The following is a 13,073-nucleotide window of genomic DNA, read 5'->3' as shown; positions in this document are numbered from 1 at the left end:
GGTTGTGCTCCGGCTCAGTTCGACGGGAAGGCCGGCGCGACCGGGGGCAAGGGCTGCGTGGGCACCACCGGCTGCGGAGACACGGGCACGGCCGTTGACGGTGCCAGGCGCGGGGCATAACCCGAATTGGGCGGCATCACCACCGTGGGCTCCGGCGCGCCGGGCATGTCCAGCGGCTGGCGTACCGAGGGCGGGGATAGATCGTTGCTCAGCTTGAGTGGGTCAAGCATCGGTGCCGAGTTGATCGGCAGTGCCCAGGGTATGGGCTGTCCTGCCAATTGACGCTGGCGCATGTAGTCGTAGCGGTCCAGGGTGACAGCATTGGTGGCCTCTTCACCGCGCATCACCACCGGGCGCAGGAACACCATCAGGTTGCTCTTCTTGCGCTCACGCGAACGCGATTTGAAGAGATTGCCCAGGTAGGGGATGTCGCCCAGCAAGGGCACCTGGGAATCGGAGTTGCTGTATTCGTCCTTGAGCAGGCCAGCCAGCACCAGGGTGGAGCCGTCGTCGATCACCACCGTGGTCTCGATCGAACTCTTGTTGGTGGTCGGCCCATTGGCGGCGTTGACGGTGGCCGCTTCGACGGATGAGTTCTCCTGGAACACCGTCATGCGCACCACGCCGCCCTCGCCCACCTGCGGACGCACCCGCAGGGTCAGGCCCACGTCCTTGCGTTCCACCGTGGTGTACGGGCTGACGGTCGAGCCGCCGCTAGAGGTCGAGTAAGAGCCCGTCACGAAGGGCACGTTCTGGCCGACCACGATCTTGGCTTCCTCGTTGTCCAGCGTGATCATGTTCGGCTTGGACAGCACGTTGCCGTCGGCCTTGGTCTCCAGGAAGTTGGCCAGTGCGCCCAGGCTGTACGTGCCATTGCTGTTCTTCTTCACCACCCCGATGTTCAGGCCCTTGGCGTTCGCGAGCGTGGTTTCCGGGCTGACGGCCGCGGCAAGCAGGCCGGGGATGCCACCCACGGGCAGGTTGGTGCCAAGCCCGGCGGTGCTGCCCAAGGCACTCACCCACTGGATGCCGACCTCGTTGAGCTTGTTCTCGGACACCTCGACGACCATGGCCTCGATGTAGATCTGCGCACGACGGCCATCGAGTTGGTCGATCACGGCCCGCAACTGGCGGTACAGCGCATCCGGCGCGGTGATGATCAGCGAATTGCTGGCGGGGTCGGCCTGGATGAAACCGCCCGTGGAGGGCTGAGCCGAGGCGCCCACTGGGGCAGTGGCCTGGGTCGATGCGCCTGACGAAGAGGATGAGCCCGAGGAAAGTGAACTGGAACTGTTGCTGGTGGTGCTCGCAGTCGGTGTGGTGCTGGTCGGCATGGACGAAGTGCCGCTGCTGCCGCCGGACGATGAGGACGACCCGCCGCCCGTCGGGAAGGCCGCGCGCAGGATCTGCGCCAGCTTCACGGCATCGGCGTTCTTGAGGTAGACCACGTTGATGCCGCTGCCAGCCAGACCATTGCTGCCGGGCCGGTCCAGCCGCTGGATCAGGCCCTTGAGCATGACCAGGCGTGCCGGGTTGGCTGCGCGCACCAGCAGGGTGTTGGTGCGCGGCTCGGCCATCACCGTGGTGGACTGGGTACCGGCAGCAGCGCCCGGCACGGCCGTGCCGCCACCATCGGCAAAACGCTGCACCATGGGCGCCAGATCGGACGCGATGGCGTACTGCAGCGGGATCGCCTCCATCTCGGTGGCGTTGGGCACATCCATGGCCGCGATGATCTGGCCGATGCGGCGCAGGTTGTCGGCGTAGTCCGTGATCACCAGCGTGTTGGTGGTCGGGTTGGCGTTGATGGTGTTGTTGGGGCTGATCAGTGGGCGCAGCACCGTGACCATGCTGTTGGCCGTTTCGTACTGCAGCCTGAAGATCTGCGTGAGCACCTGGTCGCCCGAGCGCTTGACGGCATTGCCGACATCGACGGTGCCGGTCTGCAACTTGGCCTCGGCCTCGGGCACCACCTTGAGCAGGCCTGCGACCTCTACCAGCGCAAAACCCTGCCCGCGCAGGGCCGACAGGAAGTTCAGGTAGGCCTCGCGCGGCGTGAGCGGCTGCTCGCTGTACAGCGTGATCGTGCCCTTCACCCGCGGATCGACCATGATCTGGCGATCGATGATGGCGGCCATGGCGCGGGCCACGCCGTCGATCTCGGCGTTGACGAAGTTGACGGTGACCGTGGCCCCCTCCTTCTTGACAGGAGCGGCCAGGGCCTGACCGGCCGACAGCAGGGACACCAGGGGCAGCACGCCGCCAGGTCCGAAGACCAGCGCCAGGGTGGTGGCCAGCGCAACCGCGCGGGGACGTGAAACCAGAGGATGGGTCAGCATGACTTATCCGATCGAAATGACAGAACGGTCGCCTTCGCGGCGGCCGATGATGTTCAACAAATTGCTCAAGGCGCCGCGCTCGGCCTCTGCGGCCGAGGCCTCGCCCCGGAAGCGCACACCGCCCGGCCCGGCCGAGCCCGCACCACTGAGTTGCAAGGCGCCACTTTCAGTGGCCAGGCCCAGCATGACCTGTCCTTGCCCGCCATCCAGCGACAGCCGGTAGGTGCCCAGGCGATCCAGCGTGGTCACGCGCGAGGCCACGTCCTGGAACACGAAGTCGGCACGGCCCTCCACCATCAACTGGCCCTGGGCCCACTCCATGCGCAGACCTTGCGTGCGCAGGCGCAGGGTACCGGTCAGCTCCAGGGTGTTCCAGGGGGCCCCCAGGCCAGACAGCCAGCCGGCGGGCCACTGCGCGTTCACGCCGGCATCGTATCCACCGGGCGCGCCCGCCGGGGCCTGCGCCTGGCGGCCGTTGATCAGTTCAGCCTGCACACGCCCCCAGCGCGGGCGCACGATCAGCGCCACAGGCTCTGGCAGGCAGCAGTCCTGGGTGAGCTCCAGCCGCAGGCCCAGGCCATGCAGGCGCAAGTGCCAGCCCAGCCGCCCCGGCAAGGCCCGTGCATCGCGGCTGCCCGGTCCGCCGGTGAGCACCGCCACCGCATCACCCGACCACACCGTGCCCTGGGCCTCGGCCAGGACCAGGCGCCCATTGGTACGGGCGGTCACTGTGTTGGCCAGCCAGGAAGCCGGCGCGAAAGCCAGCAGGCCCAGCAGAGCACCCAGCGCCGCCCCCCAGGCGCCCCAGCGGCGGCCCGCCTGGCGCATCTTTTCCCACTTGACGGTTTCCAGGGTGGATTCCAGCCAGCGCGAGGTGGCCTCGAAGCTCTTGGGCTTCCAGCCGGCCACACCGCGCTTGAAGGAAGGGAGCCAGGACATCGGCAATGCTCCTCAGCGCCCCGTCGGCGCGGCGCCGGGCAGCACCACGCTGACGGTGCCGGAATACACACCGGGCTCGATCTGCGCAAAATTGGCCTCCACGGGCCGCGCACGTGCGTTGGCCCGCGCCTCGGCCAGCCACTGGGCCAGGTCGGCCCCCGCCACCTTGGTGAGCGTCACCACGGTGCGATCAGGCAGCACGCGGATCTTGGCGCCTTCGCCCAGGCGCTCGGTGGCGCTGCGCAGCGCAGCCTCGGCCTGGGCCGGCGGCACCACAGGCATCTGCCTCAGCGTCTTGACCTCCGCCGCCTGGCGCTGCATGTCTTCGAGCACGGTGTTGACTTCGCGCAATTGCACTGGCGTCTGCTGCAGTGTCTTCCAGGCCGGGCGCACGCCCAGCAGGAACACCAGCGTGATGCCCAGAAGCCAGGCCATCACGGTGATCATGCGGCGCTCCCGGGGCGCCATGGCGGCCCAGCGCGTCTTGAGCTGGACGCGCAGGTCGTTGAGCGAGGAAGCGGTTGCGGATTGTTCGGCCATGGTGTCTCTTGATCAGCCCCGTCCCGCGCGACGCACGGTGACCTGGCCGTTGCCCTGCTGCTCGACCGAAAAGCCGATCGCCTGGAGCGCTTCACTGAACTGCATCACCTGAGGCTGCCCCCATTGTTCAGGCAGGGCCACGGACAGGCTGGCGCCATCGTAGGCCAGGCCTCGCGAGGGCACATCGCCCTGCCACGCTCCTGCCACGGCCTGCATCAGGGTCTCCAGGTCGGCATCTCCGGGCTGGCCGGCCAGGGCGCGCAGGTTGTCGGTCTCGCGGCGCATCTGCACGGGGGCGTCCAGCACCACCTGCACCTGGGGGTGCGTCTGCTTGAGCACGGTCGTGATGGCATCGCGGCGGGCCTTGACCTCGCGCTGCTGGTGCCAGGCCCACAGGTTCAGGCCGACCACCTGCACCAGCACCAGGGCCAGCAGGCCCGCCCGCACCGGGCGCCACTGCGGGCTCAGGAACTGGCGCCACTGGTCGGCCACCACCTGCAGGCCCTTGGTGTTGGGCGTGAGTTCGAACTGCAGCAGGTTCCACATCGAGCGGGCTGCCTGGAGCAGGTGCTCGGTCTGGGTTTGCGCATGCACCGCGTGGCCCAGCCAGCGTTCGGCCGGCGCGGCCGCCGCCGGCGTGGCAAAGCACCGGGCGCCATCGGGCAGCGGCTCGGGCAGCAGGGCCCGCGCCAGGGTGCCGCCCAGGGGCCAGGTGGCCACGCCGTCGGGCGTGGACCAGGTCACCATGAGTTCGGCGCCATCCTCGCGGCTGCTGCCGGGAGTGTCGTGCACCTCGTGGAAGTAGGCGGTCTCCGGGGCGTCAGGCCACACGGCAGGCACCACGCGGGTGACACGCACCTTGGCCTTTTCGAGGGCCATCAGCTGGCCGGTCAGCCAAGTGTGGTCGCACACAGCGATCCAGGTGGGCTCGCCGGCCTTGGCCTGCGGGGCCACGGCCAGGTGCAGGTCTTCCGGGTCGTCCAGCAGTTGTTCTTCGAGCAGGCTGCCCAGGGCCTGCCGCAGGCGGGCCGACGGGGCGCGGGGCAGGACCAGGCGCTGCCAGCTCACATCGGTGAAGGCGGTCACGGCCACCACGGTGTCGGCCTTGGGCAACTGCCCGGCCGGGGCCACGCCCTGGCGGGCCACGGTCTGCCCATTGACCGTGAGCACATAGACATACTCGCCAGGCCCTGCGGACACGCCGGACGCCGACGCCGCCTGCGCGGGGTCGGAAGACAGGCGACGATGCGCCGGCAGCTGGATGATGAGTGTGCTCATGCCCTGGGGGACAGCTCGTGTGAAAGGGTCCGACCACACAGGGTAGTCAACCTGTCGATTGTAGAAGGCCGAAAACAGCGGCCATTTAAGGATTCATACCCGTTTTGCAACATCAGGGGGCCCCGGACGCAGCCTGCATGTCCTTGCCGGACACCGAGCTTTCAAACAGTACACGGATGTCCTGTCCATTGCGCTTGACCAGGTACCGCTTCTGCATGACGCTGTCTTCCAGCCGCAGACGGCCGGTGATCTCGAAATAACTGGAGACCACGGCGGCACCGTTGCCGGTCAGGGCCGGCGTGCTGCCCAGCACATTGGTGATGTCGTTCACGTCCTTGAACGGGTTGCGCTGGCGGTACTGCACCAGGCGGTCTGCGCGACTCACATCCACATTCAGCACGGCGGCAAGCACCTCGCGAGGGGCGGTGTTGAGGTTGATCGGCGATTGGGGTACCGGCCCCCCCTGGTCGTCCACGATCAAGGCCACGTAAGGCCTCAACCGCTCGGCCACGCCCGCGTCCACCCCCAGCCAGGTGATCTGGTCCACCGTCTGAGGCATCACCGGGGCCTGCGCGCGGCCCGCGTCGCCTCCCAGCTTGGCGAGCATCACGGGATCGGCACTGTGCAACGCGAGCCAAGAGCGCCGCAGAGACTGCGCCATCACATCTGCCACGCTCGTCGACAGGGACAGGTACTCGCACAGACGCTGCAGCACCTCCAGCTGGCTCTGATCGATATCCCCCTGGGCGTCGATCAGTCCCCACAGGTTGAAGCGGGCAGCGACATCGTAGATCTGGCCGGACAGGAAGGCTTCCGGCCCGTCCTCCGTGGCGGCGTTGTTGTTCTGGTCGGCCGCCAGGAAACTGGAAATGCGGGCCTCGGCCAACGGCACCGCCCAGGGTTCGCCCAGGTGATCCTGGGCCCGGTCGTCCGTGCGCAGAATCAGGCGCCCCCAGTCCAGCGCGCCGCGCAGGATCCACTGCGATTGCGACACCGCGCGTTCGGACGACTCTACCTGTACGGCCCGCCACTGCTGCCAGACCATGGACGAGGCGATGGTGACGACGATGGTGACGATCACCATGGCGGCCAACAACGCCGCCCCTCGCTGGCGGCGGGGGCCGGCGGCCGATTGAACAAGCTGTGAATGACGCGCCATGTGACCGCTCAGTTCTGGTTGGGCTGGTAGGCCAGCGCCACATCACGGATGATGGACCCCTCAAAGCCGCTGTCGGGGCCCATGGTCAACACACAGCGAATCCCACGCGGCAAGCTCGATCGGTTATTGCTGAGCGCCTGCCCCAGCGTCTGACCAGGGCGCTGGGAAGACCCTGCACTGGACTGCGCGTTGGTCCACACGCCTCCTCGGCTGAAGTACACCTGCCACTGGTCGATGCTGGGCAGCGCCTCCAGGGAGCCGGCTTCGCCGCCCTGGAAGGACATCGACCTGGTCCATTGCTCCTGCAGATCACCCACCGTGGTCACCGGCGGGCCAGCCCAGCGCACCCAATGTCCGCTGCGCAGCGCCCACACCACCACCTGCATGCCGCCACCAGGGGCACGCCGCGTCAGGCGCAGCGCCGCACCATCGAACAGGAGCGGCTCCACAGTCTGTGTGTCCAGCACGGACCCCAGGTCGACCCGCCACTGAGTCATCACCGACTGCAAGCGCAGCGTGCGCTGCACGCTCCCATCGGCCACCTCACGGGCCTTGCTGATGCCATCCACGCCCTGCCAGGCCATCAATGCCATCACGGAGAGGATGAGCAGCGACACCATCACCTCAATGAGCGTGAAGCCAGCCTCGGTCATGCGCAAACGCCGGGGCACCCGGGAGCCGGTGGCGAAAGGCTCAGGCTTGGTTGCCATCAATCTGGATACCTCGACACCACGGTGGAGATGCTCACCACGGACTGCCCTTGTTCGTCCAGCACCTGCGTATCCACCCGGCGGAAATTGGGGTTGGGTGTGGTCTTGACGCGCTGCAGGCCTTTGAGCTGGCGCCCCAGCTGCTGGCATTGGAACTCGCCCTCGCCTGGATCCGGGTAGACGCGGGCCAGGCGCAGGTTGGTGAGCTGGTTCTCGGCACACCACTGCGCCACGGTCAGATCGGCCAGGCGCTGCGCATTCACCGTGAGCCCGCCCGCCGCCTTGAAGCCGGCGGCCAGCGTGATGGCCACCACGGACAGGGCCACCAGCACCTCGATCAGGGTCATGCCGCGCGGTCTGGCATGGACTTCAGCGCGCATTGGCTGCCCCTGGTATGCCCGGCTGGGCATCTTCGCCCAAAACCGGCGCGAAGGGCGACAGGCCATCGGTGCTGACCACCAGTTGCCGCTCCCCCAGGCGCAGGATCACGCTTTGCGCCCCAATGACAGGCTCAGGTCCCAGCACGATGCTGCTGGAGCCCACCACCTCTGCACGCACATCACGCTCCATCCATTGCAGCCCAGGCACCAGGGCCGGAGGCAGCCCCAGGAACTGATAGTCCGCACCGGATTCGTTCCCGCGAGGGATCCACAGCACGGTCATGCCACCGGATCGGGCCTGTGCGCGCGCCGACTCCAGCAAGGCCACCAAGCGGGCGGCCTCACGCTCCAGCCTGGAAGTGGACGGATCGGGAATCGCGAAGGAGACCACCGCCGCGGTGATGGCGATGATCGCCACCACGACCATGAGCTCCAGCAGCGTAAAGCCGCGGTGCTTATTGCCAGGAGCCGATGTCGGCATCCTTGCCTTCGCCACCGCTCTGGCCGTCGGCGCCAAAGCTGAACACGTCCACGCTGGCAGCATTCTTCACACCTGGGTTGACGTACTGGTAATCATTGCCCCAGGGATCCTTGGGCAGTTTTTCCAGGTAGGGCTTCCAGTTGGCCGGGATCGGGCCGGCGCTGGGCTTGACGGACAGGGCCTGCAAGCCCTGCTCAGCCGTCGGGAAACGCTGGTTGTCCAGCTTGTACAGCTTGAGCGCCTGCATCAGGTTGGACACGTCCGTGCGGGCCGCCGTGAGGCGGGCATCATCGGCGCGGTCGAGCACGTTGGGCACGATCAGCGCGGCCAGCAGGCCAATGATGACCAGCACGACCATCAGCTCGATCAGGGTGAAACCACGTGCGACCCGCTTGAGGGCCCGGGCGGTGAGACGAGAAGGCTTGTTCATACAGGAACGCTCGGAAAACACGTCATTCATGACAAAAACGGTGTGCCGTCAGGCATCGCGTGGGCTTGGCGTACAAGGGGGGCCAGCATGCCGCACTTTGACAGGCCGACACTGCAGGATCTACCCGCGGTGTTCGGGACATCTCTCAGGCCGAAGTTCCCCGGCAGCCATGATAATGTGCCGCACCATGGTATCTCGCATCCTCGCTCTGCTCGTGTGGGCAGCCGTCGCCGCCAGCCTGGCCTTCTGGGGCCTGCGCTGGATGGCACGCCCTGCCGCCGTGCCCCCAGGCACCAGCTCGGTCGCCCTGTCGGGGGCCGTGCCGCGCGCGGATGTCACACGCCTGCTGTCGCCCCCCGCCACCGCGGCGGACGAGCCCAGCGCGCCCTCCCAGCAGGCCATGCTGGCGTCCCGCCTGCAACTGGTGGGGGTCGTGGCGCCGCGCCGACAGGGCGATGGCGGGATCGCTCTGCTGGTGGTCGATGGCAAGCCGGCACGCGCCTACAAGACGGGGCACGCGATCGACGGTGATCTTGTTTTGCAATCCGTGACCCAGCAAGGCGTGCAGATCGGCCCGGCCGGCGGCGCCGCTGCGGTCAACCTGAACCTGCCGCTGCTGCCTGCCGCCGCCACGGGCATGCTGCCCAGCGCGAACGGCGTGGGCGGTGCGCCAGCCGGCATGCCGCCTGAAGGGCGTGCAGGAGGCTACAACCCGTCTCGCCCGGTGCCCATGCCGTCGCGCCCGGGGGGGGGCATGGCAGACACCCCCGTAGAAGGGGCAGAGCCAGCTCCCGCCGGAGGACCAGGTGCCGCCATCATGCCCGGAGACACTCCCCAACAGGTGCCCTCCCGGCTGGCCGCAGCCGCCCCATCGACTCACGCCACCAGCTCGGCTCGGCAGCGCTGGATGATGCGCCGCGGTGCCGCACAGCAGGCCTCGTCGCCAGCCGACAACACCCTTTGAGATCTGCAAACGGCCAGCAACGCTGACCGCCGTAGCCAGACCTCAGCGCAGGAACAGGCGGTACACCGGGTTGCGGCTCTCGTCCGTATACCGGTAGCCCAGGCCATCCAGCACCTTCGGCACACGTTTGGCATCCCTGGCAGGCACCTGCAGGCCGACCAGGATGCGGCCATAGTCGGCGCCCTGGTTGCGGTAGTGGAACAGGCTGATGTTCCAGTCGGGCGGCATGCTGGACAGGAAGCGCATCAGGGCGCCCGGCCGCTCCGGAAACTCAAAGCTGAACAGGCGCTCGCCTTCTGCCAGGGCCGAGCGGCCGCCCACCATGTGGCGCACGTGTGTCTTGGCCACCTCGTCGTGGGTCAGATCGACCGTGGCGAAGCCCTGCGCATCGAAGCTCTTGGCGATCTGGGTGGACTCGCCCTTGCGCTGCGTGCTCAGCCCCACGAACACATGGGCCTGGCGCTCGTCAGAGATGCGGTAGTTGAACTCGGTCACGCTGCGCGGGCCGATCATTTCGCAGAACCGGCGGAACGAGCCGCGCTCTTCCGGGATCGTGACGGCGAACAGGGCCTCGCGCTCCTCACCCACCTCGGCACGCTCGGCCACGAAGCGCAGCCGGTCGAAGTTCATGTTGGCGCCGCAGTTGATGGCGATGTAGGTCTTGCCCTGGCCGCCATGACGGGCGGCGTACTGCTTCATCGCGGCCACGCCCATCGCACCCGAGGGTTCGACGATGGAACGCGTGTCCTGGTAGATGTCCTTGATGGCCGCGCACACCGCATCGGTGTTGACGATCACGAAGTCATCGACGTACTTGCGCACCAGACGCAGCGTCTCCTCGCCCACCAGCTTGACGGCCGTGCCATCTGCGAACAGGCCGACATCGGCCAGCGTCACGCGCTTGCCGGCCTTGGCCGAGCGGGCCATGGCATCTGAATCATCGGTCTGCACGCCGATCACCTTGATCTCCGGGCGCACGGCCTTGATGTAGGCCGCCACGCCGCTGATCAGCCCACCGCCTCCGATGGCCACGAAGACCGCATCGATCGGGCCGGAGTGCTGGCGCAGGATCTCCATGGCCACCGTGCCCTGCCCCGCGATCACGTCCGGATCGTCGAAGGGGTGCACGAAGGTCATGCCCTTTTTCTGCTCCAGCACGCGCGCATGCAGCGCAGCATCGGAATAGCTCTCGCCGTGCAGCACGATCTGCACGTTGTCGCCACCGAAGGCGGCCACGGCATCGACCTTCACCTGCGGCGTGGTCACCGGCATCACGATGGTGGCCTTGCAGCCCAGGCGGCGCGCGCCCAGCGCCACGCCCTGCGCGTGGTTGCCGGCCGAGGCGCAGATCACGCCCTTGGCCAGCGCCTTGGCACTGAGCTGGGCCATCTTGTTGTAAGCGCCGCGCAGCTTGAAGCTGAACACCGGCTGGGTGTCCTCGCGCTTGATGTAGACCTCATGGCCCAGCCGGCGCGACAGGTTGTTGGCCCGCACCAGCTCGCTCTCGATGGCCACGTCGTACACGCGCGTAGTAAGGATCTTCTGCAGGTAGTCGGCCAGAACCAGCGGCTTCGCCTTGACGGGCTTGGCGATCGTCTTGATGGCAGGCTTGGTCGCCTTCTTGGCGGGCTTGGCCTGGCTGGACACAGCAGCGGCCTTCTTGCGGACGACGGCGGGGGCGGCTTGGGAGGGCATGGCGGGCTCCGGGCAAGGGGCAGGCGGGAGGATCACAACCGCCTTCGATCAAGCAGATCCTGAAAACGACAAAGGCCCGCGGCAACGAGTGCTGCGGGCCTGCGGGGCGTGTGTCCGGCGGCGCTCAAGGCCGGCGGACAACAGCGGTGAGTGCGACGATCACTTCCTGCGCAGGCGCCGGATCGCGGCAATCTGCGCGGCCATGATGGTCAGCTCGCTCTGGGCTTTGGCCAGGTCCAGCTCGCCCTTGGCGTTCTGAACGGCTTCCTGGGCCACGCGCTGGGCTTCCAGCGCCTTGGCCTCGTCCAGGTCCTTGCCGCGGATGGCGGTGTCGGCCAGGACGGTGACGCAGTGCGGCTGCACTTCCACGATGCCGCCAGCAACGAAGACGAACTCTTCCTGCTTGTTGTCGGCGCGCTGGATGCGCACGGCACCCGGCTTGATGCGCGTGATCAGCGGCGCGTGGCGCGGCAGGATGCCGAGCTCGCCCACTTCACCCGGCACGGACACCAGGGTGGCCTCGCCCGAGAAGAGAGACTCCTCAGCCGAAACAACATCAACGTGAATGGTGGACATATGCGCTTCCTAAAAAACCAATTTAGCGTGCAAAACGGTGTGAGTGGCAAGCCATGCGTGTCCTGACAAGGCGCCGCGCGCAGACATAGCGGAAGCTATGGCGAGCACGGCAACGCGGTCAGGGCGCGCAGGGCGCCGCCAATCACATTGTTTTGGCTTTTTCGAAGGCTTCGTCGATGGTTCCGACCATGTAGAACGCTTGCTCAGGCAGGCTGTCGCATTCGCCGTTCACGATCATCTTGAAGCCACGGATGGTTTCCTTCAGGGGCACGTACTTGCCGGGCGAGCCGGTGAACACTTCGGCCACGTGGAAAGGCTGCGACAGGAAGCGCTGGATCTTGCGAGCGCGGGCCACCAGCAGCTTGTCTTCAGGGGCCAGTTCGTCCATGCCCAGAATGGCGATGATGTCGCGCAGTTCCTTGTAGCGCTGCAGCGTGCCCTGCACGGCGCGGGCCACGGAGTAGTGCTCTTCACCGACCACGTTCGGGTCCAGCTGACGCGAGGTCGAGTCCAGCGGGTCCACGGCGGGGTAGATGCCCAGCGAGGCGATGTCACGCGACAGCACCACGGTGGAGTCCAAGTGGGCGAAGGTCGTGGCAGGCGACGGGTCGGTCAAGTCATCCGCAGGGACGTACACGGCCTGGATCGAGGTGATCGAACCGATCTTGGTCGAGGTGATGCGCTCTTGCAGGCGGCCCATTTCTTCGGCCAGGGTGGGCTGGTAGCCCACGGCGGAAGGCATGCGGCCCAGCAGTGCGGACACTTCGGTGCCGGCCAGGGTGTAGCGGTAGATGTTGTCCACGAAGAACAGCACGTCCTTGCCTTCGTCGCGGAACGACTCGGCGATGGTCAGGCCGGTCAGGGCCACGCGCAGACGGTTGCCCGGGGGTTCGTTCATCTGGCCGTAGACCATGGCGACCTTGGACTCGCCCAGGTTCTCCAGGTTCACGACGCCGGAATCGGCCATCTCGTGATAGAAGTCGTTGCCCTCACGGGTACGCTCGCCCACACCAGCGAACACCGACAGACCGCTGTGGGCCTTGGCGATGTTGTTGATGAGTTCCATCATGTTCACGGTCTTGCCCACGCCGGCGCCACCGAACAGACCCACCTTGCCGCCCTTGGCGAACGGGCAGACCAGGTCGATCACCTTGATGCCGGTTTCCAGCAGCTCTTGCGAAGGCGACAGCTCGTCGTACGCAGGGGCCTTGCGGTGGATGGGGGCGGTTTGAGCCGAATCCACGGGACCACGTTCGTCGATGGGCGCGCCCAGCACGTCCATGATGCGACCCAGGGTGGCCGGGCCCACGGGCACGGTGATCTGGGCGTTGGTGTTGTACACCTGGTTGCCGCGGCGCAGGCCGTCGGAAGAGCCCAGCGCGATGGTGCGGACAATGCCGTCACCCAGCTGCTGCTGCACTTCCAGGGTCAGGGCCGAGCCGTCCATCTTCAGAGCGTCGTACACCTTGGGCATCTGGTTGCGCGGGAACTCCACGTCCACCACGGCGCCGATGCACTGAACGATCTTGCCCACAGCTTGAGCTTGTGTGTCAGCCATTTTTCGTTCCTTCAATGATTAAAT

General features: G+C 67.1%; 13 protein-coding genes. 1 reads left to right on the top strand and 12 read right to left on the bottom strand.

The genetic code is table 11. The annotated features are described in order from the left end of the window. Nucleotides 1–14: 14 nt before the first annotated feature. From gspD to gspG, 9 genes are all read right to left on the bottom strand, one after another. Nucleotides 15–2,339, bottom strand: coding sequence for a type II secretion system secretin GspD (gene gspD, locus EIP75_RS01015; protein ID WP_125241349.1), 2,325 nt, complete (start codon nt 2,337–2,339; stop codon nt 15–17). Nucleotides 2,340–2,342: 3 nt separating this feature from the next. Further along, nucleotides 2,343–3,278 carry a type II secretion system protein N gene (gene gspN, locus EIP75_RS01010; protein WP_233584614.1) on the bottom strand — a complete coding sequence of 312 codons (936 nt, stop codon included), beginning with the start codon at nt 3,276–3,278 and terminating at the stop codon, nt 2,343–2,345. A gap of 12 nt (nt 3,279–3,290) precedes the next feature. Next, nucleotides 3,291–3,818, bottom strand: a complete 528-nt coding sequence (locus EIP75_RS01005) for a type II secretion system protein M (protein WP_125241348.1) — start codon at nt 3,816–3,818, stop codon at nt 3,291–3,293. Between the two features lie 12 nt (nt 3,819–3,830). Continuing rightward, nucleotides 3,831–5,096, bottom strand: coding sequence for a type II secretion system protein GspL (gspL, locus tag EIP75_RS01000; RefSeq protein WP_125241347.1), 1,266 nt, complete (start codon nt 5,094–5,096; stop codon nt 3,831–3,833). A gap of 112 nt (nt 5,097–5,208) precedes the next feature. After that, the gene (gspK, locus tag EIP75_RS00995; protein WP_125241346.1) at nt 5,209–6,255 is read right to left on the bottom strand and encodes a type II secretion system minor pseudopilin GspK; all 1,047 of its coding nucleotides are present in this window, start codon (nt 6,253–6,255) and stop codon (nt 5,209–5,211) included. A gap of 8 nt (nt 6,256–6,263) precedes the next feature. Then, nucleotides 6,264–6,965, bottom strand: a complete 702-nt coding sequence (locus EIP75_RS00990; RefSeq protein ID WP_125241345.1) for a PulJ/GspJ family protein — start codon at nt 6,963–6,965, stop codon at nt 6,264–6,266. Beyond that, nucleotides 6,965–7,345, bottom strand: a complete 381-nt coding sequence (gene gspI / locus EIP75_RS00985; protein WP_125241344.1) for a type II secretion system minor pseudopilin GspI — start codon at nt 7,343–7,345, stop codon at nt 6,965–6,967. The genes EIP75_RS00990 and gspI overlap by 1 nt, the downstream gene beginning before the upstream one ends. Next, nucleotides 7,335–7,826, bottom strand: coding sequence for a pilus assembly FimT family protein (locus EIP75_RS00980; protein ID WP_125241343.1), 492 nt, complete (start codon nt 7,824–7,826; stop codon nt 7,335–7,337). Before EIP75_RS00980 ends, gspI begins: the two co-directional genes overlap by 11 nt. Continuing rightward, entirely contained in the window at nt 7,801–8,256 is a 456-nt protein-coding gene (gene gspG, locus EIP75_RS00975; RefSeq protein WP_125241342.1) for a type II secretion system major pseudopilin GspG, read from the bottom strand. Before gspG ends, EIP75_RS00980 begins: the two co-directional genes overlap by 26 nt. Before the next feature lie 187 nt (nt 8,257–8,443). Here gspG and EIP75_RS00970 point away from each other — a divergent pair, with 187 nt between their 5' ends. Then, on the top strand, nt 8,444–9,220 hold the full coding sequence (locus EIP75_RS00970) for a hypothetical protein (RefSeq protein ID WP_125241341.1): 777 nt from the start codon (nt 8,444–8,446) through the stop codon (nt 9,218–9,220). 42 nt (nt 9,221–9,262) lie between these two features. Here the strand turns inward: EIP75_RS00970 and ilvA are convergent, their stop codons facing one another. From ilvA to atpD, 3 genes are all read right to left on the bottom strand, one after another. Then, complete coding sequence (gene ilvA / locus EIP75_RS00965) at nt 9,263–10,915, bottom strand: threonine ammonia-lyase, biosynthetic (RefSeq protein WP_125241340.1); 1,653 nt, start codon at nt 10,913–10,915, stop codon at nt 9,263–9,265. A 159-nt stretch (nt 10,916–11,074) separates the two neighbouring features. Next, nucleotides 11,075–11,491 carry a F0F1 ATP synthase subunit epsilon gene (locus EIP75_RS00960; RefSeq protein WP_125241339.1) on the bottom strand — a complete coding sequence of 139 codons (417 nt, stop codon included), beginning with the start codon at nt 11,489–11,491 and terminating at the stop codon, nt 11,075–11,077. A 142-nt stretch (nt 11,492–11,633) separates the two neighbouring features. Next, nucleotides 11,634–13,049: a F0F1 ATP synthase subunit beta gene (gene atpD / locus EIP75_RS00955; protein ID WP_125241338.1), complete on the bottom strand. Its 1,416-nt coding sequence runs from the start codon at nt 13,047–13,049 to the stop codon at nt 11,634–11,636. Between the last annotated feature and the right edge of the window lie 24 nt (nt 13,050–13,073).

Origin of the sequence: Aquabacterium soli (assembly GCF_003933735.1) — a bacterium.
GTDB classification, from domain to species: Bacteria; Pseudomonadota; Gammaproteobacteria; order Burkholderiales; family Burkholderiaceae_C; genus Aquabacterium; species Aquabacterium soli.
Note: the sequence above shows the minus strand (reverse complement) of the source record. Positions and strands in the feature narration are given on the sequence as shown.

Coding starts and splice junctions, on each gene's coding strand:
- gspD (WP_125241349.1), bottom strand. CDS start 2,339: ATGCTGACCCATCCTCTGGTTTCACGTCCCCGCGCGGTTGCGCTGGCC.
- gspN (WP_233584614.1), bottom strand. CDS start 3,278: ATGTCCTGGCTCCCTTCCTTCAAGCGCGGTGTGGCCGGCTGGAAGCCC.
- EIP75_RS01005 (WP_125241348.1), bottom strand. CDS start 3,818: ATGGCCGAACAATCCGCAACCGCTTCCTCGCTCAACGACCTGCGCGTC.
- gspL (WP_125241347.1), bottom strand. CDS start 5,096: ATGAGCACACTCATCATCCAGCTGCCGGCGCATCGTCGCCTGTCTTCC.
- gspK (WP_125241346.1), bottom strand. CDS start 6,255: ATGGCGCGTCATTCACAGCTTGTTCAATCGGCCGCCGGCCCCCGCCGC.
- EIP75_RS00990 (WP_125241345.1), bottom strand. CDS start 6,965: ATGGCAACCAAGCCTGAGCCTTTCGCCACCGGCTCCCGGGTGCCCCGG.
- gspI (WP_125241344.1), bottom strand. CDS start 7,345: ATGCGCGCTGAAGTCCATGCCAGACCGCGCGGCATGACCCTGATCGAG.
- EIP75_RS00980 (WP_125241343.1), bottom strand. CDS start 7,826: ATGCCGACATCGGCTCCTGGCAATAAGCACCGCGGCTTTACGCTGCTG.
- gspG (WP_125241342.1), bottom strand. CDS start 8,256: ATGAACAAGCCTTCTCGTCTCACCGCCCGGGCCCTCAAGCGGGTCGCA.
- EIP75_RS00970 (WP_125241341.1), top strand. CDS start 8,444: ATGGTATCTCGCATCCTCGCTCTGCTCGTGTGGGCAGCCGTCGCCGCC.
- ilvA (WP_125241340.1), bottom strand. CDS start 10,915: ATGCCCTCCCAAGCCGCCCCCGCCGTCGTCCGCAAGAAGGCCGCTGCT.
- EIP75_RS00960 (WP_125241339.1), bottom strand. CDS start 11,491: ATGTCCACCATTCACGTTGATGTTGTTTCGGCTGAGGAGTCTCTCTTC.
- atpD (WP_125241338.1), bottom strand. CDS start 13,049: ATGGCTGACACACAAGCTCAAGCTGTGGGCAAGATCGTTCAGTGCATC.